At 68.0% G+C, this 23,604-nt stretch carries 26 protein-coding genes and 1 pseudogene; 21 read left to right on the top strand and 6 right to left on the bottom strand.

The genetic code is table 11. The features are described 5' to 3' along the window. Positions 1-72: 72 nt before the first annotated feature. The 5 genes from MOQ72_RS33695 (at position 73) to MOQ72_RS33675 (ending at position 2,669) form a co-directional block, all read left to right on the top strand. Positions 73-678 (top strand): hypothetical protein, encoded by a 606-nt coding sequence (locus MOQ72_RS33695; RefSeq protein ID WP_242189813.1) that lies wholly within the window; start codon positions 73-75, stop codon positions 676-678. A gap of 168 nt (positions 679-846) precedes the next feature. After that, positions 847-1,092 (top strand): hypothetical protein, encoded by a 246-nt coding sequence (locus tag MOQ72_RS33690; protein ID WP_242189812.1) that lies wholly within the window; start codon positions 847-849, stop codon positions 1,090-1,092. 159 nt (positions 1,093-1,251) lie between these two features. Further along, positions 1,252-1,755 (top strand): site-specific integrase, encoded by a 504-nt coding sequence (locus MOQ72_RS33685; RefSeq protein ID WP_242189811.1) that lies wholly within the window; start codon positions 1,252-1,254, stop codon positions 1,753-1,755. 9 nt (positions 1,756-1,764) lie between these two features. Beyond that, positions 1,765-2,091, top strand: a complete 327-nt coding sequence (locus MOQ72_RS33680; protein ID WP_242189810.1) for a tyrosine-type recombinase/integrase — start codon at positions 1,765-1,767, stop codon at positions 2,089-2,091. Further along, positions 2,091-2,669 carry a hypothetical protein gene (locus MOQ72_RS33675; protein WP_242189809.1) on the top strand — a complete coding sequence of 193 codons (579 nt, stop codon included), beginning with the start codon at positions 2,091-2,093 and terminating at the stop codon, positions 2,667-2,669. Before MOQ72_RS33680 ends, MOQ72_RS33675 begins: the two co-directional genes overlap by 1 nt. A gap of 88 nt (positions 2,670-2,757) precedes the next feature. Here the strand turns inward: MOQ72_RS33675 and MOQ72_RS33670 are convergent, their stop codons facing one another. Further along, positions 2,758-3,669: a LysR family transcriptional regulator gene (locus tag MOQ72_RS33670; RefSeq protein WP_242189808.1), complete on the bottom strand. Its 912-nt coding sequence runs from the start codon at positions 3,667-3,669 to the stop codon at positions 2,758-2,760. A gap of 194 nt (positions 3,670-3,863) precedes the next feature. Between MOQ72_RS33670 and MOQ72_RS33665 the strand changes: the two genes are divergently transcribed. From MOQ72_RS33665 to MOQ72_RS33655, 3 genes are all read left to right on the top strand, one after another. After that, entirely contained in the window at positions 3,864-4,487 is a 624-nt protein-coding gene (locus MOQ72_RS33665; RefSeq protein WP_242189807.1) for an NADPH-dependent F420 reductase, read from the top strand. Positions 4,488-4,578: 91 nt separating this feature from the next. Further along, positions 4,579-5,514 carry an SDR family oxidoreductase gene (locus MOQ72_RS33660; protein ID WP_242189806.1) on the top strand — a complete coding sequence of 312 codons (936 nt, stop codon included), beginning with the start codon at positions 4,579-4,581 and terminating at the stop codon, positions 5,512-5,514. 13 nt (positions 5,515-5,527) lie between these two features. After that, the gene (locus MOQ72_RS33655) at positions 5,528-6,196 is read left to right on the top strand and encodes an NADPH-dependent F420 reductase (protein ID WP_242189805.1); all 669 of its coding nucleotides are present in this window, start codon (positions 5,528-5,530) and stop codon (positions 6,194-6,196) included. 346 nt (positions 6,197-6,542) lie between these two features. Here the strand turns inward: MOQ72_RS33655 and MOQ72_RS33650 are convergent, their stop codons facing one another. Continuing rightward, a complete protein-coding gene (locus MOQ72_RS33650; RefSeq protein ID WP_242189804.1) occupies positions 6,543-7,184 on the bottom strand; it encodes a TetR/AcrR family transcriptional regulator in 642 nt (213 codons plus the stop codon). A gap of 140 nt (positions 7,185-7,324) precedes the next feature. Between MOQ72_RS33650 and MOQ72_RS33645 the strand changes: the two genes are divergently transcribed. Both MOQ72_RS33645 and MOQ72_RS33640 read left to right on the top strand, forming a co-directional pair. Beyond that, entirely contained in the window at positions 7,325-8,059 is a 735-nt protein-coding gene (locus tag MOQ72_RS33645) for an SDR family NAD(P)-dependent oxidoreductase (RefSeq protein ID WP_242189803.1), read from the top strand. A gap of 101 nt (positions 8,060-8,160) precedes the next feature. Continuing rightward, on the top strand, positions 8,161-8,817 hold the full coding sequence (locus MOQ72_RS33640) for an NADPH-dependent F420 reductase (RefSeq protein WP_242189802.1): 657 nt from the start codon (positions 8,161-8,163) through the stop codon (positions 8,815-8,817). 227 nt (positions 8,818-9,044) lie between these two features. Here MOQ72_RS33640 and MOQ72_RS33635 read toward each other — a convergent pair whose 3' ends face one another. Both MOQ72_RS33635 and MOQ72_RS33630 read right to left on the bottom strand, forming a co-directional pair. Beyond that, positions 9,045-9,263, bottom strand: a complete 219-nt coding sequence (locus MOQ72_RS33635; RefSeq protein WP_242189801.1) for a hypothetical protein — start codon at positions 9,261-9,263, stop codon at positions 9,045-9,047. Between the two features lie 93 nt (positions 9,264-9,356). Continuing rightward, on the bottom strand, positions 9,357-9,704 hold the full coding sequence (locus MOQ72_RS33630) for a hypothetical protein (protein WP_242189890.1): 348 nt from the start codon (positions 9,702-9,704) through the stop codon (positions 9,357-9,359). On the opposite strand from MOQ72_RS33630, the gene MOQ72_RS33625 reads away from it, so the two are divergent. Then, positions 9,615-10,631, top strand: a complete 1,017-nt coding sequence (locus MOQ72_RS33625; RefSeq protein WP_242189879.1) for an ATP-binding cassette domain-containing protein — start codon at positions 9,615-9,617, stop codon at positions 10,629-10,631. The two genes, MOQ72_RS33630 and MOQ72_RS33625, sit on opposite strands and share 90 nt — an antisense overlap. Before the next feature lie 242 nt (positions 10,632-10,873). On the opposite strand, the pseudogene MOQ72_RS45385 reads toward MOQ72_RS33625, so the two are convergent. After that, positions 10,874-11,121: pseudogene (locus MOQ72_RS45385) on the bottom strand (alpha/beta hydrolase). A gap of 39 nt (positions 11,122-11,160) precedes the next feature. Further along, positions 11,161-12,318, bottom strand: coding sequence for an alpha/beta fold hydrolase (locus MOQ72_RS33615; RefSeq protein WP_242189799.1), 1,158 nt, complete (start codon positions 12,316-12,318; stop codon positions 11,161-11,163). A 102-nt stretch (positions 12,319-12,420) separates the two neighbouring features. Here MOQ72_RS33615 and MOQ72_RS33610 point away from each other — a divergent pair, with 102 nt between their 5' ends. The 10 genes from MOQ72_RS33610 to MOQ72_RS33565 form a co-directional block, all read left to right on the top strand. Next, the gene (locus tag MOQ72_RS33610) at positions 12,421-13,686 is read left to right on the top strand and encodes an ATP-grasp domain-containing protein (protein ID WP_242189798.1); all 1,266 of its coding nucleotides are present in this window, start codon (positions 12,421-12,423) and stop codon (positions 13,684-13,686) included. Next, positions 13,683-14,486 (top strand): Rossmann-like domain-containing protein, encoded by an 804-nt coding sequence (locus MOQ72_RS33605; protein WP_242189797.1) that lies wholly within the window; start codon positions 13,683-13,685, stop codon positions 14,484-14,486. The genes MOQ72_RS33610 and MOQ72_RS33605 overlap by 4 nt, the downstream gene beginning before the upstream one ends. Continuing rightward, the gene (locus MOQ72_RS33600; RefSeq protein ID WP_242189796.1) at positions 14,483-15,538 is read left to right on the top strand and encodes a PLP-dependent cysteine synthase family protein; all 1,056 of its coding nucleotides are present in this window, start codon (positions 14,483-14,485) and stop codon (positions 15,536-15,538) included. The genes MOQ72_RS33605 and MOQ72_RS33600 overlap by 4 nt, the downstream gene beginning before the upstream one ends. Then, entirely contained in the window at positions 15,535-16,554 is a 1,020-nt protein-coding gene (locus MOQ72_RS33595) for a dipeptide epimerase (protein ID WP_242189795.1), read from the top strand. Before MOQ72_RS33600 ends, MOQ72_RS33595 begins: the two co-directional genes overlap by 4 nt. Then, the gene (locus MOQ72_RS33590) at positions 16,551-17,837 is read left to right on the top strand and encodes an MFS transporter (RefSeq protein ID WP_242189794.1); all 1,287 of its coding nucleotides are present in this window, start codon (positions 16,551-16,553) and stop codon (positions 17,835-17,837) included. Before MOQ72_RS33595 ends, MOQ72_RS33590 begins: the two co-directional genes overlap by 4 nt. Beyond that, positions 17,804-18,598 (top strand): class I SAM-dependent methyltransferase, encoded by a 795-nt coding sequence (locus tag MOQ72_RS33585; RefSeq protein ID WP_242189793.1) that lies wholly within the window; start codon positions 17,804-17,806, stop codon positions 18,596-18,598. Before MOQ72_RS33590 ends, MOQ72_RS33585 begins: the two co-directional genes overlap by 34 nt. Positions 18,599-18,673: 75 nt before the next feature. Next, positions 18,674-20,227, top strand: a complete 1,554-nt coding sequence (locus tag MOQ72_RS33580; protein ID WP_242189792.1) for an ABC transporter substrate-binding protein — start codon at positions 18,674-18,676, stop codon at positions 20,225-20,227. Beyond that, positions 20,224-21,165 carry an ABC transporter permease gene (locus MOQ72_RS33575; RefSeq protein ID WP_242189791.1) on the top strand — a complete coding sequence of 314 codons (942 nt, stop codon included), beginning with the start codon at positions 20,224-20,226 and terminating at the stop codon, positions 21,163-21,165. Before MOQ72_RS33580 ends, MOQ72_RS33575 begins: the two co-directional genes overlap by 4 nt. Then, the gene (locus tag MOQ72_RS33570) at positions 21,162-21,956 is read left to right on the top strand and encodes an ABC transporter permease (RefSeq protein WP_242189790.1); all 795 of its coding nucleotides are present in this window, start codon (positions 21,162-21,164) and stop codon (positions 21,954-21,956) included. The genes MOQ72_RS33575 and MOQ72_RS33570 overlap by 4 nt, the downstream gene beginning before the upstream one ends. Next, positions 21,953-23,604 (top strand): ABC transporter ATP-binding protein (locus tag MOQ72_RS33565; RefSeq protein WP_242189789.1); only part of this gene is annotated, 1,652 nt, incomplete at its 3' end. The genes MOQ72_RS33570 and MOQ72_RS33565, both read left to right, overlap by 4 nt.

The raw sequence follows: 23,604 nt of genomic DNA, 5'->3' as shown, positions 1-23,604 counted from the left end.
CCGGTCCTCTGACTGTCAGTGGTTGTCGGAGCACTTCCCGTAGCGGCGGCTGCGGGAAAGGTGGGTGGCGCAATGTCCGGCACCAACGGGTCGGGGACTGGGCCAGGCGGATTGATCGGTGTCGATGACCTGGAACCGCCCAAGTGGGTGGACGTGCATCGGAATGTGGCCGAGGCCGGGATGTGGCAGACCTTGCGGGAACTGCCGACCGCAGCGGCGCTGGTGACCAGGTTGGCCTGGTCGACCGCGCCACGGCTGACCTTGCTGGCGGTCGTCGTGCAGCTCGCGTCGGGTTGTGCGACGGCCTTCGGCCTGTTCGCCACGGCGAACGTGTTCAGCGAGTTGCTGGCGACCGGCCCGACACCGCAGCGGGTTCTGGCATCGCTTCCGGCGATCGCACTGGTCGTCGCCTCGTTCAGCATCAGGGGACTGCTCGACACCGCGGTCAGCGCGGTGCAGGGCGCGTTGACGCCGCGAGTTCGGTACGCGGCGCAAGACGAGATCAACACCGCGATCGCCGAGGTGGACCTGATGGCCTGGGAGGACGCCGACTTCCGCGAGCTGGCGCGGCAGGGTGGCCGCCACGGCGTCGTCGCGGTGGAGACCAGCTTTCGCGGCGTCGCCGAAATCACCTCCTCCCTGGCCGCACTGGTCACCGCTGGCCTGTTGAGCGCGTAGTTGGTCCCGGTGTTGTTGGTGTCGGCGATCGCGGACGCGTGGGCCGCGATGCGGGTGGCGAAGCTCGGAAATGTTGACCGGACTACGGGGCGACACGCCGGGCTGATCGGCGCGAGGGCTGTGGTTGATCGGTAGAAGGTCACGTGAACGACGGCGGAAGGAAATCACGTGACCTTGTGGGATGACGTTGATCGGGACGTTGCCCGGATCGTGCTGCCCCGCTGGGGCAAGGTCGTGAGGGTAGACGAGCCAGTGCCCTGGCAGGTCGTCGACGATGGCGGAGTACCGGTCGAGCCGATACACGGGTATTTCCGGTATTTCGTGGCCAGTGGCCACGCGACATCGAGCCTGCGCAGTTACGGCTACGACCTGCTGCGTTGGTGGCGGTGGCTGCAGGTGATCGAGATGGAGTAGGACAAGGTGACCTCCGCCGAGGTTCGGGACTATGTGTTGTGGTTGCGGCAGGCGAAGAAGCCCCTCCGACACGCACGAACCCGATCAGCGGCAACGGCTGGCCAGGTCAACCCGGTGACCCGTAAGCGGAACCTTAGCGATGTGTACGAAACCCGTACGGTGCGACATTCGAACGCGGTTTTGCGCAGCTTCTACGACTACTTCATCGAGCGGGGCGAGGGACCGCTGGTCAACCCGGTTGTTCTGGACCGGTCAGGGCGACGGGCCAATGCCCATCACAACCCGCTGGAGCCGTTCCGGCCGGAGGGCCGGATCCGCTACAACCCCAAGCTTCCCAAACAGCAGCCGAGGGCGATGTCGGACGAACGGTGGAACGACCTGTTCGCCGGGCTGCGATCCAACCGCGACCGGGCGCTCCTCGCGCTGGCTGTCGCCAACGGAGCCCGGGCCGCGGAGTTGCTGGGGTGTACGGTCGACGTCGACTGGGGCGAACAACTCATCCGCGTCTACCGCAAGGGGACCGGCGCCGCGCAGTGGTTGCCGACAAGCCCCGAGGCATTTGTCTGGTTGCGGCTCTACCTCGCCGATCTCGGTACACCGCTGGAACCCAACGATCCAGTGTGGTGGACCATGCGGCGCCGCGACCAGGGCAGCGGGCTGTAACGCCAGCAGTTGAACTACGAGGCCCTGCGGGCGGTATTTCGCCGAGTCAACACCCTGCTCGGCGCGAACTGGACCATGCACGACCTCCGGCACACCGCAGCGATCCGTATGCGCCGTGACGAAACGCTCTCGCTACGCGACGTCCAGGAAATCCTCGGACATGCCCATCTGGCCACCACCGCTGAGACATACCTTGCCGAAGACCAAGAGCAGATCATCCGCCGCGTCGCCCAGCATCTCGCGGCGCGCGAGAAACGGGTAGTACCTCCTTCACCTCCGGTCGGGGCCGGCTACGACGCGGATGATCTCAACGTCCTGTTCGGAGGCCAACTCTGATGGCCACAACGCATGAACTCAGTCGGCCGCAAGCACAGCAGCCCCTGCTCGTACCGCGTGAAGTGTCTTGCGAGCATCCAGTAAGCCCGCTGGACAAGCACTCGATCCGCTCCATTCTCGAACGCCTACCGCAGCTTCCAGTCTGGCCCGAAAACAAGAGAGCGAAAAGCTACACGGAGGGCGCAACACGCATCCTGGAATGGCTAGCGGAACACGGCGGCAAAGGATGGCAAGCTCGTTGGGGGACAGCCGACGGCGATGGTTCCACCTGGATGGATGATCTCAGCAAAGACGATCGTTACCAGCGGTCTATCATGGTTGGTGGGCTGCGGTTTCTGCTGCTAGCGCGTGTCTTCCGGCCTGGCTATGAGTTCTTCGGTCACTTTAAGGCTCACGTCCTGTATGACCAGGCTCAGCAAGTTATCGAGCCCGATCTGTTCACGCGCCTCAACGACCTCGGACTGGAGCTGGGCCTTCCGATCTACCCGCTCAATGAAGGCGAAAAGGTCTGTGCCAAGCTCGCGCTGCACACCGGAAAGAACGTCAGCGATCTCGTTGAAGAAGACCTTGAGTCGTAACGGCCATCCCGATTAACGCTCCCGTTCTGGATTCTCCCTCTGGTCGGGGCTAATGGGACAGCCGCTCACTCGCGAGCCGACGACCTGCTCAACCGTGCTTTGCAGCGGCAGGGCCGCCACGCTGCCACATTTCATGGTTCCCGCATTCTGCCGTGATCTTGGCCGCCGCCTGAGCTGCGGTGAAGAAGTCTTCGGCCACCGGCGAGAGGTGCGATGCCGCCATCGCGAGGCACACTTGTTCGGGCGCTAGATCCGGGACGGACACGTAAACGACGTCCGGGTGTGAGTAGAACACGGTCGCTGAACGGGCCAGGAACGAGATGCCCCGGCCGGCCGCGACATGCTCGAGTGTTTCGTCCACCCCGCGCACCAGGTATCCGGCGTTGGGGTGCGGGCGCCTGGTGGGCTGCGTGCTCGTGTCGGCAACCCAGACCAGCGGCTCGCCGGCCAGGTCGGCCTCGGTGACTTCTTCCTTGCCGGCCAACCGGTGGCTGACGGGCAGCACCGCCACCCGTGGCTCGGTGTAGAGCGGGGCGACGCGCAGGCCGGCCTCGTCGATGGGCAGTCGCACGTAGCCGATGTCGATGCGGCCGTCGAGCAGCATCGGGGCCTGCTCGTCGGCTTCGATGCGTTGCACGTCGACCAGAACGTCCGGGTGCTGGCTGGCGAACTGTTGTACCGCCGGGGCGACTGCAATGCCTGCCCGGAAGCCGACCATGAGCCGCTGGCTGCCCCGCGCGGCCACGCTCACCCGGCGGCGGGCCGCGTGCGCGGAGGCCAGCAGCGGGCCAGCGTCGCTCAGTAGCTGCCTGCCGGCGTTGGTCAGCGCCACTCCATGGCTGTCCCTGGTCAGCAGGGGGGTGCCGAGATCCTTTTCCAGCGCGCGGATCTGCCGGCTGAGTACCGGCTGCGCGATGTGCAGCTGCTCGGCGGCGCGGCCGAAGTGCAGCTTCTCGGCGACGGCGACGAAGTAGCGCAACTTGCGCAGGTCCAGATCCACGGTGCCTCCCGGTCCGGCGATGCCTCCAGGGTATCGCAACTGCTGAAAGAGGTCTTGGACAGCCACTCAGGCCGACGGCAACCATGGAATCGAGCGTCATCCAGGCGCCTCATTCGACGGCGTCGACGACACAGCCCGTCTCACACGGCGGGGTCGGCAAGGGCGTTCTATCCAACTCCAGAAAGCAGCACACCATGAGCAGCATCAGCATCATCGGCCTGGGGACCATGACCCGCGCCATAGCCACCCGCGCGGTCGAGGGCGGCAACGCCGTCGAGGTCATCGGCCGCGACGCGGCCAAGGCGAAAGACCTGGCCGCCGAGCTCGGCGGCGGCGCCACGGCCGGGACTTTCGGCACCACCCCGGCCGACGACCTCGTCATCCTCGCCGTGCCCTACGCCAGCGCCGTGCCGATCGTCGCCCAGTACGGAGACGCGCTCGCCGGCAAGGTCATCATCGACATCACCAACACCTCCAACCCCGACGCCACCGGGCTGGTCACCCCCGACGACACCTCCGGTGCACAGGAGATCGGCAAGGTCGCACCGGCGAGCGCGCACGTCGTGAAGGCGTTCAACACCGTCTTCGGCCACATCCTGGCCCAGGGCGGCCCGCTGGACGTGCTTCTCGCCGGCGACGACGCGCAGGCCAAGACGAGCGTCTCGACGTTGATCGAGACCCTCGGGCTGCGCCCACTGGATGCCGGCGGCCTGGAGGTAGCGCGCTGGCTGGAAGGGGCGGGCCTGGTGATGATCAGCCTGGCCCGCCATGGCGTGGGGAACTTCAACTTCTCCCTTGGCGTCAACCTCGCCGGCTGAGCACGCCCGCACCACCACTTCTCGCGTCACATCACGTCCGCCGATCTGCGACGCGAAAGCAGCCTTCCACCTACTCTCGCAAGGAAAAGTTGTGCGCGTTTTCGTTACTGGCGGGACCGGCCATACCGGTTCATACATCATCCCCGAGCTCATCGCCGCCGGGCACGAGGTCACCGGCCTGGCCCGCTCGGACACGGCCGCAGCGGCGGTGTCCGCGCTCGGCGCGACGGTGCGTCGCGGCGACCTCGAGGATCTCGACGGGCTCAAGGAGGCGGCCGCGGACTCCGACGGCGTCATCCACGTCGCGCACAGGCAAGACCTGCTTGCATCCGGCGGGATCGACGCCGTAGCCGCCGCCGAGGTCCCGATCATGCTCGCCTACGGCGAAGCGCTCGCGGGAACCGGAAAGCCGCTAGTCGCGGCGGGCAGCATCGGCTCGCCCGGCAACCTGGGCCGGCCGGCCACCGAAGAGGACCCGGCCCTACCCGGCGGCGATGAGCACACAGGCACCCTGCGGGTTCGCAACATCGTGGAAACCACCGTCATCGGCCTCGCCGAGCACGGAGTGCGGTCCTCAATCGTGCGGATCGCCAACATCGCGCACAGCACGACCGATCAAGCCGGCTTCCTCCAGCAGCTGATCGCGCTCGCCAAGGAGAAAGGCGTCGTCGGCTACCCCGGAGACGGCGCCAACCAGTGGAACGCCGTGCACGCCCGCGATGTCGCCTCCGTGTTCCGCTTGGCGCTGGAGAAGGGCCCGGCAGGCAGCTACTGGCACGCGGTTGCGGACGGGGCCATCCCGCTCCGCGACATTGCCGAGGCCATCGGCAGCCGACTGGGCCTGCCCGTCGTGAGCATCCCCGCCGACGTCCTGATGGTGCCCGGATACTTCGGGTTCCTCGCCAACATCGTCACGCAGAGCTACCCGGCGTCCAATCTCATCACCCGCCAGACCCTCGGCTGGGAACCCGCCCAGGCCGGCCTGCTCGCCGATCTGGACAACGGCCACTACTTCCCCGCCAGCTGACGACAGGAACCCAATGACGACTGTGGGACTCATCGGAAGCGGAAACATCGGCACCACCGTCGCGCAGCTCGCCGTCGAGGCCGGGCACCAGGTCGTGCTCAGCAACTCGCGCGGTCCCGAAACGCTCGCGGACACGGCCGCGACATTGGGGTCGCGAGCGTCCGCGGCGACGAGCGAACAGGCCGCGGCGGCCGTTGACATCGTCGTCATCACGGTGCCGGTCAAGGCGTTCCCCAACCTGCCCGCCGCGCCACTGGCCGGCAAAACGGTCATCGACACGTGCAACTACGGCCCCGAGCGTGACGGACACATCCCCGAACTCGACAGCAACGCGCTCACCTCAAGCGAACTGCTGCTGCGATACATCCCGGACGCCCTGCTCGTGAAAGCGTTCAACAACATCTTCTACAAACACCTGCTGTCACTCGCCCGCCCAGCAGTGGCGGCCGACCGCTCGTTCCTGCCAATCGCCGGGGACTCCACACAGGCAAAGGCGGCCGTGACCAAGTTCATCGACTCCATCGGGTACAGCGTCGTGGACGCGGGACCGCTGACCGACAGCTGGCGGCAGGCGACGGGCACGCCGGTGTGGGGCACCCCGTACGGGCCGTACTCGAACGAGAAGGGCCAGCCGGTCGGCGAGGACGCCATCCGCGCGGCACTGGCCGCCGCAACGCGGTAACCGCAGGTTGGCGCGGCTTGCGGTGTGGGTCCGATCGTGTACCAGCGATCGACCTGCACCGCGGAGTCGCTCGTGACCTGCTCTGGGAGGACCCCGAGCACATGGCCGACATTGACGAGGCCCTGGACGACGCGCTGGTCACGATCGTCATCGCAGCCGACCATGCCGGCGGCTCACGCTGAGACTCGGCAGGCGTTGATGTACTGACTGCAAATCACACCGCACGGCGGGCTACGTGTGACTCCCGGCGACGGGTGCGATCCGACGCGCGCACCGGAACCGTAGGACTTCCCTCAGGCGCTCGCGTCAGGGCGATGCGCTCGGATGATGAGGTCGGCGGTGTCTGTCATTGGCCTCCCACCGGAACGGGAGCAGACCCGGTGGCTCCGCGGTCATCGCTGCGCTGTCGAGGAGATGACGCGGGGATGGCGTTGTCGATGAGGACGGCGGCGATGGCGGCGGCGGTGGGGAAGCATTCGCTGTCGAGGACTCGGGTGCGGGCGGAGGCGCCATCGATGAGCAGCGCCAGCTGTTCGCCGAGTTGTTCGGGGTTGGTGGCGCCTGCTTCGCGGGCGGTTTCGGCGAGCCGCGCGGCGATGGCTTTCTTGTAGTCGCGTGCGCATTCGGATGCCGGGTGTTGAGGGTCGTGGAGTTCGACGGCCGCCCCGATGTAGGGGCACAGGGGGGTGGACGCTGGCACATCGAAGGCAGCGAGGAGTCGTTCGCGGGGTGTGAGGTCGGTGCGGTCGAACACCCCGGGCAAGACGTCGGGATCGAAGCGGCGCAGGTATTCGGCGACCAGTTCGTCCTTGCCGGCGAAGTGCTGGTAGGCCGTGTGCTTCGACACCTGGGCCACCGCGCAGAGCTGGTCCATACCGGTGCGATTGATGCCCTGTTCGCGGAACAGTTGTTGTGACGCGCTGAGGATCCGCTCGCGCGCGCCCCTGCCCCGGCGGCGGCCTTGGGGCCCCTTCTCCAACTCCGTCATGCATCCAGCATAGCCGAGTTGAGTACCGACCAGTGTACATAACTTGCGCTCCGACTGGTCGCCCGATACGTTAAGCACACAGGACGGTGTACATAACGTACCGGCTGGTTCCGAACACCCGGCAATTCGAAGGAGTGATCGTGGGAAAGCTCGACGGCAAGGTAGCGGTGATCACAGGTGGATCAACCGGCATGGCGCTGGCCGGCGCCAAACTGTTCGTGGACGAGGGAGCTCACGTCTTCATCCAGGCCCGGCGGCAGGACGCGCTGGACGACGCCGTCAAGCTGATCGGCCGGAACGTGACCGCCGTGCAGGGTGACGCGGCCGAACTGGCCGACCTGGACCGCTTGTACGACACCGTCAAGCGGGACAAGGGCTCGATCGACGTGCTGTGGGCCAGCGCCGGGATGGGCGAACCCGCCGTCCTCGGCGAGATCACCGAGGAACAGTTCCACCGCGCCTTCTGGCTCAACGCGCGCGGCACCCTGTTCACCGTGCAGAAGGCCCTGCCGCTGCTCAACGACGGAGCCTCGGTCTTCATGACCGGCTCCAACGCCTCACTCGGGGCCTTCCCCGGCTGGAGCCTGTACGCCGGTAGCAAGGCCGTGCAGCAGGCATGGGCCCGCGTGTGGCTCAACGAGCTGAAGGACCGCAAGATCCGGGTGAACGTCCTGACCCCCGGCCAGGTCGCCACCGCCAAGCAGGAAGAACTGTTCGACGACGCCACCAAGACCGCGTTCGAATCCCTGATCCCGCGGGGAAAGATGGGCCGCCCCGAGGAGATCGCCACCGTCGCGCTGTTCCTCGCCTCCGACGACTCCAGCTACGTCAACGGCCTGGAACTGGTCACCGACGGCGGCACCACCGCGATCTGAGCGGAAAACCCGGCATGTGCGGGCACGCCCGCAAGAACACAGCCACCACGGGCGAAGAAACCGTTCTCGGACGCGGACACCGCACCACGATGAAGTGTTGCGTGGCCGCGAGAAGAAGGAAGAGAGCACACCTCATCAGCAGCATCAGCTTCATCGGCACCGGGAACATGGCCCGCACCATCGGTGCCCGGGCGGTAGCGGGCGGCAACACCGTCGAGATCATCGGCCGCGATGAGTCCAAGGCCGCCGACCTGGCCCAGGCTCTTGGCGGCGGCACCACGACGGGAAAGTGGGGCGACGTCCCGGCCGGGGACATCGTCATCGCGGCCCTGTTGTACGACGCTGTCGTTCCGGCCATCGCCCAGTTCGGCGACGCCCTCGCAGGCAAGGTCATCGTCGAGATCAGCAACCCCTTCAATGCCACGTTCGACGGGCTGGCCCACAGCGAGGAGACCTCGATCGCGCAGGAGGTCGCCAAGGTGGCCCCGGCCAGCGTCAGCGTGGTGAAGGCATTCAACACCATCTTCCGTCAGGTCCTGGAGAAGGGCTGGCCCAACGTCTTCTTCGCCGGCGACAATGCGCAGGCCAAGGCGGCTGTGGCGGAGTTCATCAAGAGCATCGGGCTGCGCCCGCTTGACGTCGGCGGCCTGAAGATGGCGCACTGGCTGGAAGGCGCGGGCGTGGTGACCGTGGGCCTCGCCAGCAACGGGGTGGGGCACTTTGACTTCGCCCTCGGTGTCGACGAATTCTCCGGCTGAGCCGCACCGCCCCCGGTCCGGGCCGTCGGCGAAAAGGGGCGCCGCGCGCCCTGACAATGGTTGATGGATCACCGAAATGACTCGCTGACGTTAGTCGGACAACCAGACACCCCGGCGACCGAAGGCCCCGGAGCTGGTGCTGAATAGCCACAGGGTGGCAGACCGCGCGCTGAGATTTTGGCCTGAAAACACCGTCCCCAGCTCGGGGACGGTGTTTCCTCTTGCCGTTACTCGGGATTGCGCTTGAAAACGCCCTCGCCATCACCGCCGCCCAGCAGGAACCTGAACCGGCTAAGGTCCTCGCGGAGCTTGGCCGTGTCATAGCCAGGCCCTCCGACGAATCTTCTGAACGACTCAGCAAGCCGATCGCCGTCACTCTCAAGCCAGTCGCCCAGGAACTCCAGCAACTCAGCAAGCTCGGCAGCATCGACGATGTCCAGGGTCATAGAAGGCATAGGGTCGGCAGTCCTCGGCCAGCTCTCGCGACATCAGCGCCCCAAGCTTGGCAGCCGCTGCCGCAGTGCCAGCGGAACCCCTGCTTAGTCCGGAAAAGCTACGACAACTTCCTTTCGATGGTCTCGCGGCAGTTGCGGCTGCACGTGGTCGAAAACCTGCTCAGCGCCCGGGACGTGGCCCTGGAACGGCATGCCTTCACGCTCCAGGACACCCTGCTGGCCGAGCACCGCCGGGTGGCCGCTGAGGTGACCCGCGAGGCGATCCGGTTGGAACACCGCAAGAGTTTCGTGCGGTTGCTCGGCCGCGCCCTCGCCGGAATCGGCACCGGGCTGGCCTACGTCGTGCTCGGGCTCCTGCTCTATGCCGCTGGCCCTCGCGGGTGCGGCAGTGGTGGCGATGCGCACCGCCTCGGGTGCGCTGTCCCAGTCCATGGTTTCGATCAACCGGCTCTACGAGGACTCGTTCTTCCTGCGGTTCTACAACACCCTGCTCGCGGACGCCCGCTCCCGGCACCTGCGCCGGTCGGCGCTCACCGCACCGGCCGGTCCAAGTGTCATCCGGTTGGAGAACGTCTCGTTCACCTATCCAGGCAAGGACGAACCAGCGCTGCGGGACATCAGCCTGACCCTGCGCCGCGGCGAGGTCGTGGCGTTGGTGGGGGAGAACGGATCGGGAAGAGCACCCTGGGCAAGATCATCACCGGCCTGTACCCGACGTCGTCGGGCAGGGTGTGGTGGGACGACGTGGACCTGGCCACCGCCGACGGCCGCACGGTGCACGAGCAGGTCGCGATCATCGCGCAGGAACCCGCTCGTTGGCCCATGACGGCTGCGGTCAATGTCCGAGTCGGTCGACTGGACAGGCGCGATCCCAGCGACGAGGCGTGGCACACCGCGATCCGCGAATCCGGTGCCGACGAGGTGCTCAACGGTTTGCAGCGCAAGGGCGACACCGTGTTGTCCAAGTTGTTCCGCGAAGGCCAGGATCTCTCCGGCGGCCAGTGGCAGCGGCTCGGGGTTGCGCGCGGGATCTACCGGGACGCCGCGATCTTTGATGAACCCACTGCGGCCCTCGACGCGAAGGCCGAGGCGCGGGTGTTCGCCGGGTTGCAGCACGCCGCGGGGACACGAGGTGACCGTGCACAGCGGACGACCTTGCTGGTTACCCACCGGCTGGCCAACGTCCGGCACGCCGACCGGATCCTGGTCCTCGACGGTGGGCGGATCATCGAATCCGGCACCCACGATGAACTCATCCGCAATGGCGGCCTGTACCACGAACTGTTCACGATCCAAGCCAGCGCGTACGAGAACTGCCAGGTTGGCGCAGCGGATCAGGAACATTCGAAGGATCGCTAGATATCCCAATTGTCCCATGGATTTCGGTTTCGGAGGAGGTGGGCATGGCTTGCAGCGGCGGCTTCGTTCGAGGAGAGCAGCCCGCCGACCACTCGTGAAGAAAGCATCAGTTCCGCGGTGGAAACCCAGCGAACGCTGCACGGCGACGCACTGCTCTCCGATGATCGCGAGGCACGGCATCTCGTCGAGGTCTCCTACGACCGGACGCCGAACTCATCCTCGATCGCACTACCGCCTGAGGATCATTGCCCGAGATCTGGCAAGCCGGTGCCCGCGCAGTGCACGTCGTGACGTGGAACTACGCCCGTTCCGAGGTAGTCCGAGACCGCATCGTCGACGCAAGAATTCCGCTGGCTGGCGAAGACCCCGTGGGAGTAGCCGTCATCCAGCACGACCATTCGCGATCCCGGCAGCGCTGCCTGCATCGCCCGAGCCCGGCGTACGGCGTCGTCGGGTCGTGCGTGGCCTGAACCAGCAGCACCGGCGGCATGTCGGGATGGCCGAACCGCGCAGTCTCACGAGGTTCCGGCTAGTACCGACAGGCCGTTGCCTCAAGCCCGGCCAAGATGGGCGGCGGATCGGCACCTCGCAGCGACCGCACGGCTTCCAGCACCTCCGCGGTGCTCGGTCGACTGCTGTCGGCGCACTTCACAGTCCGCAGCGCGGCCCCGTAGTTGCCAGACTCCGCCTCTGGCAGCTCCGCACCCAATCCTTCGTGCTCTCCATTGTGGACATACGAGCTGAGCGCACGGGCGAAGGGCTCCCATCGCTCGGTGCGGGACAGCGTTCGGTAGACGAGGTAGTCGAACTCCGCAGCGCCGAACGTTCCGCGCCCCGGACGCGCGGCAAGTGCGGAGCGTGCTCGCAGGTACTCGGATCGAACGGCGTCCGGGGTCGATCCGAGCCCGAACGACGGATGCGACGCGATCCAGCCGAACAGCACATCTCGCTGCGACGACATGGCAAACCCCTGTCGCACATCGAAATCGAGCCAACGCTGCGGACTGACGACGTTGTCGAGCACCATCCGCCCAACCCGCGAGGGGAACTCGGCGGCGTAAGCGGCTGCGAGGTAACTTCCGTAGGACACGCCGAGGAAGTTCAGGGTCGGCTGGTTCAGTGCTTGCCGAATCCGGTCCATGTCCCGAGCGGTGTTCGCGGTGTTGATGTGTGGCAGCAACGATCCGCCGTGCTGACGGCAGTCGATGGCCATGGTGCGTAACCGTTCGAGGAACGCGCGTTCCTCGGTGGCGGTGGTCGGCACCGGCTCCGGACCGGGGTGCTGGAACAGGCCGCCCAGCGGTCCGCAGTCGACAGGGTCGCTCTGCCCGACGCCGCGTGGGTCGAAGCCGATGATGTCGTAGGCGCGCTGGACTGCTTCGGGCATCTTGGCCCGTTTGCTGGCGGCGTAGTCGAGTCCAGCACCACCGGGGCCGCCTGGGTTGACCAGCAGCGCGCCTCGGTACTCCTGCGGGGTTCCGGACGCCTTGATGCGGCTGATCGCGATCGACAGCTGTCGGCCGGTCGGCTCGGCGTAGTCGAGCGGTACGGCGATCTCCGCGCATTCCACCGCGGGATCGGCCGGGCAGGGGCTGAAACGCGGCGGCTCGGCCGCGCTGCCGGGTGCGGCGCTGATGAGTGGCGCGGTGAGGGCGAGGGCGAGGCCCAGTCGAAGAGATTTGATCACGGTCCGTCACTTCCGATGTCACGCGATCTGGCGATTTGCCAGGTTTGTTGAAAATGATTATCATCGCCGTCTGTCGGGCACAACCGTCGGAAGGGAGTTGGTGTGGGCCACCTGTTGTTGGTGGAGAGCTGGGTCGGCGCGATGAGCACGTTGTTGCCGCGTGGCATCAGGGAAGGGGGGCACCGGTTCAGCTTCGTCACCCGCGATCTCCAGCACTACCTGCGGGCGAAACCCGTTGTCGGCGTGCATCCGTTGCTGGGCGCGGAAAATCTGCTCACCACCGAGACCAACGACGTGCCGGGCCTGTTGACGCACCTGGAGCGGCTCCAGCCGGTTCTCGGCTTCGACGCGGTGCTGACCTCCTGCGACTACTACCTGGCGGCGGCCGCCCGAGTCGCGGAGCGGCTGGGGTTGCCAGGGGCGCCGCCGGAGGCCGTTGAGCGCGCGTGCGCCAAGGACCGCACCCGCCTGGCGTTGCGCGATGCCGGTGTGCCCGGCCCCGCTTTCGCCATTTCCGAGACCGCCTCCGGCCTGGTGGAAGCTGCCGAAGCGCTCGGATATCCGCTGGTCGTCAAGCCGGTTGACCTGTGCGCGGGCATGTTCGTGCGCAAAGTGGACGGTCCGGCCGAGTTGCGGGAAGCCCATGCCGCGCTGCAGGGCTTCCCGGTGAACGCACGTGGCCAGCAGCGCAACCCCGTGGTGCTGCTGGAAGAACTGCTCACCGGGCCAGAGGTGAGCGTGGAGACGGTGACTTTCCAAGGGCGCACCACGGTTGTGGGTGTGACGGACAAGAGCGTCGCCGGGGAACCGTGGTTCGTCGAAACCGGGCACATGTTCCCGGCAGCACTGGATGCCGACACCGAGAAGGCCGTAGCGGAGACAGCCGTCACCGCCATCGAAGCGCTCGGGTTGGACAACATCGTCGGGCACACCGAGATCAAGCTCACCCCGCAGGGGCCGCGCATCGTCGAGGTGAACCCGCGTCCGGCTGGCAATCAGATCACCGAACTCATCCGACGCGTGATGGGCATCGATCTCGCCGCGGTCTACGCGCAGCTGGCGCTGGGGGAGAAGCCAGACCTGCACTGGGTCGACACCGGTGCGGCCAGCGCGGCGATCTCGTTCCTGCTCCCGCCGGGGGAGGGAACGATCAGCGAGGTCCGCGGTACCGATGCGCTCGCCGCCGATCCGGCGGTGGTGGATTGGGCGTGCAAGGGCGTCGGGCATCGTGCCGGTGCCGCAACCAGCAACAACCACTACCTCGGGCACGTGATGGTCACCAGCGACCGCCCGGCCGCGGCGCGCGGCAAAGCGGAATCGCTGGTCGCCGGGTTGGACGTGCGCTACGCCGCGGAGGCCGACGCGTGACGCCGCACTCGGTCGCGGACCTCACCGATCAGATCCTCGACGGATGGTTCGGCGACCACGACGCCGAAATCAGCGTCGCATTCCTCACCCAGCAAGGCGTGCGGCATGCCAAGCGGGCGCGCTCGTACCGCAACCACGTGCTCAGCCTGCGCATCGAAGATGCAGTGGGGTCGTGCGCGGTGGAATCGGGTGCGCTGCCCGAGGACGTCGTCCTCGACTGCGTCGGGGCACCGGTCCGCGAGCTGTTGCACAGCCCGCTGCTACCGGTGCGGGTTGCCGCGCTCGACGCTTACTTGCAGTGGTTGCGCCCGCATCGGCAGCACGCCGAGGAAGTGGTCATCGGTCGTGGGAACTCGCTGCAGAAGTCATTGCACCGCGCCAAATCCGTGGTCGACTTGCTGCCCATGGCGGCTGGGCGGCGGGTGCTGGTCATCGGGGTCGTCAACTCCCTGCTGCACCACCTGCGCGAGCGCGGGAACACCTACGTCGCGTGCGACTACAAGGGCGGCGAGACCGAGTGGGGCGATCCGGTTACCACCGACGCCGCGTCGGCACTCGCGGACTGCGATGCCGTGCTGGCATCCGGCATGGTCGTCGGCAACGGCACGTTCCAGCCGCTGCTCGACCACGCCAGGGAAACCGGGAAGCCGCTGGTCATGTTCGCCCAGTCCGCCAGCGGAATCCTGCCGCACTTCCTCGGGAGCGGGGTCACGGCCATCTCAGCGGAGCCCTATCCGTTCTTCTGGCTCGACGGCGGACCCAGCGCCATCTACCGCTACGGCCCGGAGGTGCGCCGATGAGGGGGAATCGGGACCTGCTCGACCTGCTGCGCGACACGCCGCTGGCGCGGGTGAGCGCACCGCTGCCGCAACCACATCCGGGGTTCTGGGCGAAGCTGGAATGCCTGAGCGCGGGCGGGATGAAGGCCCGTGCGGCGGTGTCGATGCTCACCGGCGCCCGCCGCCGAGGCGAACTGCGGCCCGGCGCGGCAGTGGTCGAATCGACCAGCGGAACGCTCGGCGTCGGCCTGGCCTTCGCGGGGCAGGCGCTGGGACATCCGGTGGTCCTGGTCGTGGACCGCGAACTCGAACCAGGCATGCGGGCGCTGCTGCAAGCGCACGGAGCGCGCGTCGAGGTGGTCGACCAGCCGCACCCGGTCGGCGGGTGGCAGCAGGCCCGGCTGGATCGCGTGCAGCAGGTCCGCCGCGACTTGCCGGAGGCGTTCTGGCCCGATCAGTACAACAACCCGGACAACCCGGCGGGCTACGAGTCGTTGGGCGAGGAGATCACCCGGCAGATCGATCACGTGGACGTGCTGGTGTGCAGCGTCGGCTCCGGCGGGCACAGCGCGGGCGCGATCCGCGCCATCCGGCGCCGCTGGCCGCAGGTGCGGCTGATCGGGGTGGACACCGTCGGCTCGACGATCTTCGGGCAACCCGCCCGACCGCGGATCATGCGCGGGCTGGGCAGCAGCATCCACCCGCGCAACGTCGCGTATGGACAGTTCGACGAGGTGCACTGGATCGGACCGCGCGAAGCGGTCCAGGCGTGCCGCACCTTGGCCCGGCAGGCGTTCATCACCGGCGGCTGGAGCACCGGGGCGGTGGCGTTGGTGTCGGCGTGGGCTTCCCGCGTCCATTCCGGTGCGACGGTCGTGACGGTTTTCCCCGACGGACCGCACCGCTACCTGGGCACGATCTTCGACGACGACTACTGCCGGACGCGCGGCCTGCTGGACCAGCCGACGGCGACCCGTCCCGTCGAGATCGCCCACCCGGCGGTGGAGGTGGCGGGGTGGACGCGGTGCCGGATCGTCTCGGATCCGCTGCTGGCGGTGGAGATTCCGGCATGAGACTGCGCTGGCGGGTCGGCGGCCTCGCGTTGCGGGAGCCGTTGCGCATCTCCCGGTCGGTGATGTCCGAACGCGATGCGGTCACGGTCGAGATCGAGCACGACGGGGTGATCGGCCGAGGCGAGGTCGTCACCAGCAGCTACTACGGGCTCACGGTCGAGCGCATCGAGTCGGAGCTGTTATCGGCGCGCGAAGCGCTCGCAGGAGCCAACGATCCCGGCCGGATCGGCTTGCTGAGCGCGGTACCCGGAGTCTCGGCGGCGCTGGATGCGGCCCTGCACGACCTCATCGCGACACTCCGCGGCGTGCCGGTTTTCGAGTCGTTGGGCGCTGCTCACTGGCAACCGACTCCGACGGCTTTCACGATCGGCATCACGTCGACCGAGCGCGCCGCGCGGACCGCGCGGGAGCTCACCGGACGGGGCTTCACCGTGCTCAAGGTCAAGCTCGGCGCGGGGGAGGAGCGGCAGGAACTCGCTCGGCTGGCGGCCGTTCGCGAGGCCGCGCCGCACGCTCGGCTGCTGCTGGACCCCAACGGCGCGTGGCAGCCGGAGCAGGCGGTGCGGATGCTCCACGCCGTGCAGGACTACGACGTCGATGCGGTGGAGCAGCCGATCAAACCGGGCACCCCTGACCTGCTCGCCGAGGTCGCCGCCCGGTCACCGGTGCCGGTCATCGCCGATGAGGATGCGGCTACCGCGGAAGACGTCCGAGTCCTCGGCGGACGGGTGCACGGCGTCAACGTGAAATTGCCGAAGTGCGGTGGAATCCGAGCTGCGCGGGAGATCATCGGCATCGCTCGGGACAACGGTGTGGACATCATGCTGGGCTGCCTGGTGGCGAGTTCGCTGGGCATCGCCCCAGCCGTGCACCTCACCGGTTTCGCGCGTTGGGTGGACCTGGACGGCCACCTGCTGTTGGCGCACGACCCGTGGACCGGAATCGGCGGTGCGGACGGTGTGCTGCGCATCGTCGGCGATCGCGGGCTGGGGGTTCGACCGGCGGTGTCGCCGTGAGGACCTGGCGGCTGATCCGGAGTTTTCCGCTCGCAGTGCAGGTGCTGCTGGTCAACCAACTCGGCGTGAACACCGGCTTCTACCTGCTGATCCCGTACCTGGCCGGGTACCTGGGCCAGGACCTCGGGGTATCAACGGCGTTGGTCGGGGTGATCCTCGGCGTGCGCAACCTCAGCCAGCAGGGCCTGTTCCTGCTCGGCGGATCGGCGTCGGACCGGCTCGGCGCGCGGGGTGTCATCGTGGCCGGATGCGCGTTGCGCGCGCTGGGTTTCGGCCTGTTCGCCTTCGGCACCTCGGTGTCCGTGCTGCTGCTGGCATCGGTGCTCAGCGGGCTGGCCGGGGCGCTGTTCAACCCGGCGGTGCGCGCCTATCTCGCGCAGGAGGCAGGCGATCGGCGAGCCGAGGCATTCGCGCTGTTCAACGTCTTCGCCAACATCGGTGCGCTGTTGGGGCCGTTGCTGGGCAGCGCGCTGATCGCGGTCGGCTTCCAGCTCTCCGCCCTGGTGGCCGCGGTGATCTTCGCGCTGCTGACCGTCGCGCAGGTCGTCGTGCTGCCGGTCCGCCGGGTCGACCGCCCGACCACCTCGGTGCTCACCGACTGGCGGGCGGTGGTGACCGATCGCCGATTCCTGGCCTTCACCGGCGCGCTGACCGGCCTGTTCGCCTTGCAGAACCAGTTCTACCTGGTGCTGCCGATGCAGGCGGTCCGCCTCACCGGGTCGTCCGGCGCGGTGGCGGTGATCTTCCTGGTCGCCACGGTGGCGAGCCTGGCGTTGCAGGTCCGGATCACCGAACTGGTCCAGCACCGCTGGAGCCGCGGCAGATCCATCGCCACCGGACTAGCACTGATGGGCGGAGGATTCCTCGCCACCGCGCTGGCCGCGACCGCGGTCCCACCAACGCCCGCACCGGATGTCTGGGCGGCCACCGGGCGGCTCGCGCCCGTGCTGATCACGGCATTCGTGCTGGCGTTGGGCGTGATGCTCGCGCAGCCGTTCGTCTACGAGCTGATCCCGTCGTTCGGGCGGCGGGAGTTGTCCGGCACCTACTTCGGCGTCTTCTACGTGGTCTCCGGCGTGACGGCGGCAGCGGGCAACGCGCTGATCGGCTGGCTGACCGACCTGGCAGGTGACCAGTGGCCGTGGCTGCCCTCGGCGCTGTGCGTACTCATCGGAGGGTGCTCGGCGCTGGCAGTGTTCGCGCTGGACAGGCGCGGTGGCATCGGAGCAGAGAAAACGGGAGAATCCCTTTGCGCCCCAACATCATCAGTGCGAACTTCTTGACCGACAACCCGGCCATCTACGAACAGCGGTTCCCGGATCCCGAGCACGTCGCGGCCCGTTTCGTCGACGATCTCGTGAACCGCTTCGGCGCCGGGCGCGAGCTGCTCGACGTGGGCTGCGGCACCGGGCGCGATGCGCGCTACTGGGCCGGGCGCGGCTATCGGGTGACGGGCCTGGACTGCTCGCCGCAGATGGTGGCGTACGCCGAAGAACGCTGTCCGGCGGCGAACTTCGTGGTCGCCGACATGCGCTCCTTCCGGCTACCCGGCGCCTTCGACGTCGTCACCTGCCTGGACAGCGCGTTCCTGTACTGCCACACCAACGACGAACTCGACGCGTTCCTGCAACGCTGCCACGACCACCTGCGGACGGGCGGACTGCTGATCGCCGAGATGCGCAACGGGGCGTTCTTCCTGGGCAACACCGAACTGCTCGACGGAGTCCAAGATCAGGCGGTGGTGTGGGACGGGGTGGAGTACCGGTCGCGCACGAGGCTGTGGATCGACCACGCGAACCAACTGCTGCGCCGCGAACGCCGCTGGGACTGGCCCGGACGCGACGAACCGCTGCCCCAGCACTCCGCCTGGCGGTTGCTGTTCCCCCAGGAACTGCGCCATTTCGCCGACCGTCACGGGTTCGAGGTCGTCGCCATGTTCGACGAGCCGGGGCCACGCGCCGAAACCCCGTGGCACCGGGATGCGGCGCTGTCCACCCGGCTCAGCGGCGACCGGCTGCACCTGGTCCTGCGCCGCAACGGGTGACGCGCGCCGTGGACCGAACCTTATTGAGATGTCACGAAATTCGGCCGTGCCAACGGGAACGGAGAGATCTCCAAAATGCAACACGAATCCAGGCTTGCTCATGGGCTGAACCGGCGCGGCTTCCTGGGCCTGACCGCAGCAGTCGCGGCGTTATCCGGATGCGCTGGTGGGCCGCTCGACTCCGCAGCCGGACCGCCGCGCCCCGGCGGTCGACTCCGGGCGGCGTTCTCCGGCGGCGGTGCGGCCGAGGTGCTCGACCCGCACGAGACCGACCTCTACATCGAGATCGCTCGTGCCAAGGCGCTGTTCGACAAGCTCGCCGACTACGGGTCGGACATGTCCCCGCAGCCCCGGCTCGCGGCGCGTTGGGAGCCCAGCCAGGACCTGCTGACCTGGCGGATCACGTTGCGGCAGGCCGTTTTCCACGACGGCCGTCCAGTGCGTTCCCGCGATGTGCTGGCCAGCTTCGCGCGGATCGTGGAGCCGAGCAGCAGTCGCCGCGCCAAGGCCAGCCTGTCGGTCATCGACGTGCCCGGCAGCCGTGAGATCGACGACCGCACCATCGAGTTCCGCCTCAAGCAGCCCTACGCGGAATTCCCCAACGCACTGGCCACTTTGGGTGCTTACATCGTCCCCGAGGGCACGACCGACTTCGACCGGCCGGTGGGCTCCGGTCCGTTCCGGTTCGTCTCCTTCGCACCAGGCCGCAACTTCGTGGCGCAGCGCAACCCCGACTACTGGGAAGGTGCGCCCCAGCTGGACGAGTTGGAGATCGTCGTCACCAACGACGAGGCGGCGCGGGTGAACGCGTTGCTGGGCGGGCAGATCGAGTACGCCCACGACCTGACCCCGACCAGCGCCCGCACGCACGAGCGCAGCGGTCAGGTGCGGGTGCACCGGCTGCCGTTGAGCAACTTCCACGGGCTGGCGATGAAAACCGACCGGCCGCCGTTCGACCGACCCGAGCTGCGCCAGGCGATGTTCCACCTGGTCGACCGCGACGAGTTGGTCCGGTCGGTGTTGCAAGGCGCCGGACAGCTCGGCAACGACCTCTACGGCAAGGGCTACCGGTATTACGCCGACGCACTGCCGCAGCGCACCCAGGACCTCGACCGGGCGCGGGCGTTGGTCGAGCAGGCCGGTGCGAACGGGCTCACGATCGACCTGGACACCTCCGACACGTCCACCGGGCTCAAGGAAGCGGCGCTGGCCATCAGCGATCAGGCGAGACAGGTGGGGCTGAACCTGAACGTCCGGCTGGGCAACAAGGACACCTACTGGTCCGACATAGCCAAGAACGGGGTGATCGCCAGCTACCGATCCGGTGCGATGCCACTGGAGTCGCACGTCGCGCAGCGCCTGCTGACGACCTCGACGACGAACAACACGAAGTGGCAGCGCCCGGATTTCGACGCGCTCTACCAGGAAGCACAGTCCACAACGGACGAATCCCGGCGGGAGCAGCTGTACTTCCAGATGCAGGACCAGCTCCACCGCGAGGGCGGATTCCTGTGGTGGGGCGTGTCGGACTGGATCGTGGCCTCGGCGCCCAACGTGGGCGGCGTCGACGACCGGGCCCCGGCGAACACCCTTGACTGGGCCCGCTTCGACAAGGTGTGGTTGGCGTGATTCGCTACGTTTTCCGACGGGTGCTGCTGGGTGTCGCGCAGGTCCTCGTGGTGATGACGGCAGTGTTCTTCCTGACCGAGGCGTTGCCCGGTGATGCGGCGGTGACGATCGCGGGCGACAACCCGGACCCGGCGATCATCGCGCTGCTGCGGGACCGGCTCGGACTCAACGAGCCCGCCTGGCAACGCCTCGGCGAATGGCTGGTCGGTGCACTGCGCGGAGATTTCGGGCAATCCCTGGTAGGACCACGCGCGGTCGCCGACATCATCGCCTCGGCTGCGGCTCCAACCCTGTTGCTCGCAGCGCTGACGCTCGCGCTGCTCGTGCCGTTGTCGGTGGTGCTGGGCATGTTCGCCGCGCATCGCGAGGGCAGTCGGGTGGACCGGCTGATCACCAGCAGTGCGCTCGGTCTGTACTCCGCTCCGGAGTTCGCGATGGGGGTCCTGGTGGTGACCGTGTTCGCCGTGCAGCTGGGCTGGTTCCCACCCACCGCGGTCGGAACCAGCTCGTTGCTCAGCAATCCCGCAGTCCTCGTCCTGCCGGTGTTCGTGCTGTTGCTGCGGCCGGTCTGCTCGCTGAGCAGGCTCGTGCGAGCAGGCATGATCGACGCGCAACGGGCCGAATACGTCCGCCACGTCCGCCGACTGGGCCTCTCACCGGCCCGCGTCCGCTTCGCGCACGCGCTGCCCAACGCGATCGCTCCCGCGATCCAGCAGTTGGCGCGCACCACGGACTGGTTGATCGGGGGAGTGATCGTGATCGAAGCGATCTTCGTCATCCCCGGCCTGGGAACCACGCTCGTCGAGGCGGTCTCGGCGCGCGACCTGCCGGTGATCCAGGGCTTGGCGGTGGTGCTCGCGACCACCACGGTGCTGGTCAACCTCGCTGCGGACATCGCGGCTCGCGTACTGGCCCCTGCATCGGAGGTGGGCAGGTGAGGAAGTACGCGCTGCCCGCCGGATTGGTCGGCGTGCCGGTTCTGCTGGCTGCGCTGGGACCGTTGCTGGCCTCCGATGACACGACCAAGGACGTGGCCTTCGCGGTCGGCGGCGGGCACTGGTTCGGCACCGACTTCGTCGGCCGCGACGTGTGGAACGAGGTGCTGCTGGGCGGCCGGTCCCTGGTGCTCGCCGCCGGGACGGCGACGGCCTGCACCTACCTGCTGGCGGTACCGCTGGGCCTGGTGGCGGGGATGACGAAGAACCGCGTCCTCGACGAAGTGCTGATGCGACCGCTGGATCTCGTGCTGGCCATCCCATCGATGTTGATGCTGTTGCTGCTCGCCTCGATCGCGCCCGACGCCACGTGGGTGCTGATCGGGATAGTCACGCTGATCAACCTGCCGGACGTGGTCCGGGTCAGCCGCGCGTCCGCGCTCTCGCTGGCCAGCCGCCCCGCTGTGGAGGCGATGCGATTGCAAGGCGAAAGCCGCTGGCGGATCGGGGTGGGCTACGTGGCCCGCGCCATGCGGCGAACCCTGGCCGCGGACCTGGGCACCCGGTTCACCGGGGCGATCTACCTGGTCGCCTCGGCTAGTTTCCTGGGCGTGGGCATCTCCCCGCAGGCCAGCGATTGGGCCGCGATGGTGGACCGCAACCGCACCGGCCTGTTCATCCAGCCCTGGGCGGTGGTCCTGCCCGCGCTGCTGATCGTGGCGCTGTCGGTGGGCGTGAACCTCGCCTTCGACCGGTGGCTGCGCGAACGTTCGACCGCCCTGGAGGCCCGGTGACCGTGGTGCACGTCCGAAACCTAACCGTCGCCGTCGGCGACCACGAGATCGTGTCCGGGGTGTCGTTCACCCTGGCTGCCGGTGAGGTGACCGCGCTCGTCGGCGAGTCGGGCAGCGGCAAGACGACGACCGCGTTGGCGCTGCTCGGCGAGAAGCCGACTGGTGCGCGCGTCACCGGTCACGTCGAAGTCGCCGATGTCGCGGTGGATTCCGACCACCCGCCCGCTCCCGGTCTGGTCGGTTACATCCCGCAACACCCGTCCACGGCGCTGAATCCGGTCCGCCGCGTCGGGCCGGTGCTGCACGAGATCGCCCGCCTCCACGCCGACACCCGAGCGGACCGCAGGCGGCTGATCCGGGCGCGAGTGCTCGAAGCACTGCGGCAAGCGCAACTTCCGGATGGCGCGAAGCTGCTGCGCCGCTATCCGCACCAGCTCTCCGGCGGGCAGCAACAGCGCATCGTGCTGGCCCACGAACTCGTGGGCCACCCGCGCGTCCTGGTCGCTGACGAACCAACCACCGGCCAGGACGCGGTGACCCGAGGTCAACTCATCGAGGAGCTGACAGCGGTTGCGGCGCAAGGCATCGCGGTCCTGCTGCTGACCCACGACCTGGACCTGGTGCGTGCGCTGGCGCACCAGGTGCTGGTCATGAACGGCGGCGGTGTCGTGGAATCCGGCCCGTGCCGGGAAGTCCTCAGCTCGCCCCAGCACACCTACACGAAACGCCTGATCGACGCGCAGCCCGAACTGACCGCCTCGCGCGCGCCCGTTGGCACGGGGCGAGCGCTGGTGGCGGTGCGCGACATAACCGCAGGTCACGGCCGGATGGACACGCTGCACGGCGTTTCGGTTCAGGTCCATGCGGGCGACAGGTTGGCGATAGTGGGCCTTTCCGGTAGCGGCAAGACCACACTGGCTCGGTGCATCGCGGGTCTGCATCCGCACCGCGCAGGCGAAATCCGGTTGGCGGGCGCAGTGCTGCCGCCGCGCCTGCGCCGCCGCTCCCGCGATCAATTGGCTCGCGTCCAGTACGTGTTCCAGGACGCCCGAGCGTCCTTCAGCGAGTTCGTCCCGGTGCTCGACCAGATCGCAAGAACCGCCGAGCGACTGCGCGGTGCGAGCCGTCCAGACGCACGCATCCGCGCGGTCGAAGGTCTGGCGCGGCTGGGCGTCCCGGAATCCAACGCGCGCCGACTGCCCGGTTCGCTCTCCGGCGGTGAACTCCAGCGAGCCGCCCTGGTGCGCGCCCTGCTCAGCGAGCCGGATATGCTGCTCTGCGACGAGATCACCTCCGGCCTCGACGCGTTGACCCAAGCCGATCTGCTTGAAGTGCTGCACCGGCTGCACCAGGACACCGACTGCGCCCTGGCCGTGATCACCCACGACCTGGCGGTGGTCACGGGCCTGGCGAACCGAGTCCTGATCATGCACGAAGGCCGAGCGGTCGAACAAGGCCCAACAACGGAGGTCCTGACCAACCCGAAGCACCGAGCAACCCGAGAACTGGTCGAAGCCGCAACGAAAACCACCACCCGCTCCGCGGGGGGGGGGGGGGGGGCCCCCGGGGGGGGGGGGGCGGGCCCACCCCCCCCCCCCCCCCGCCGGGGGGGGGGGGGGGGGGGGGGGGGGGGGGGGGGGGGGGTTTT

Origin of the sequence: Saccharopolyspora soli (assembly GCF_022678645.1) — a bacterium.
In the GTDB taxonomy this organism is placed as follows: domain Bacteria; phylum Actinomycetota; class Actinomycetes; order Mycobacteriales; family Pseudonocardiaceae; genus Saccharopolyspora; species Saccharopolyspora soli.
This window is presented reverse-complemented; position numbering and strand designations above follow the sequence as displayed.

Bases quoted from the DNA above. Each gene is read 5' to 3' on its own strand.
- MOQ72_RS33595 (WP_242189795.1), top strand. From the start codon at position 15,535: ATGAGACTGCGCTGGCGGGTCGGCGGCCTCGCGTTGCGGGAGCCGTTG.
- MOQ72_RS33600 (WP_242189796.1), top strand. From the start codon at position 14,483: ATGAGGGGGAATCGGGACCTGCTCGACCTGCTGCGCGACACGCCGCTG.
- MOQ72_RS33675 (WP_242189809.1), top strand. From the start codon at position 2,091: ATGGCCACAACGCATGAACTCAGTCGGCCGCAAGCACAGCAGCCCCTG.
- MOQ72_RS33635 (WP_242189801.1), bottom strand. From the start codon at position 9,263: ATGACCCTGGACATCGTCGATGCTGCCGAGCTTGCTGAGTTGCTGGAG.
- MOQ72_RS33580 (WP_242189792.1), top strand. From the start codon at position 18,674: ATGCAACACGAATCCAGGCTTGCTCATGGGCTGAACCGGCGCGGCTTC.
- MOQ72_RS33695 (WP_242189813.1), top strand. From the start codon at position 73: ATGTCCGGCACCAACGGGTCGGGGACTGGGCCAGGCGGATTGATCGGT.
- MOQ72_RS33650 (WP_242189804.1), bottom strand. From the start codon at position 7,184: ATGACGGAGTTGGAGAAGGGGCCCCAAGGCCGCCGCCGGGGCAGGGGC.
- MOQ72_RS33630 (WP_242189890.1), bottom strand. From the start codon at position 9,704: ATGGACTGGGACAGCGCACCCGAGGCGGTGCGCATCGCCACCACTGCC.
- MOQ72_RS33665 (WP_242189807.1), top strand. From the start codon at position 3,864: ATGAGCAGCATCAGCATCATCGGCCTGGGGACCATGACCCGCGCCATA.
- MOQ72_RS33655 (WP_242189805.1), top strand. From the start codon at position 5,528: ATGACGACTGTGGGACTCATCGGAAGCGGAAACATCGGCACCACCGTC.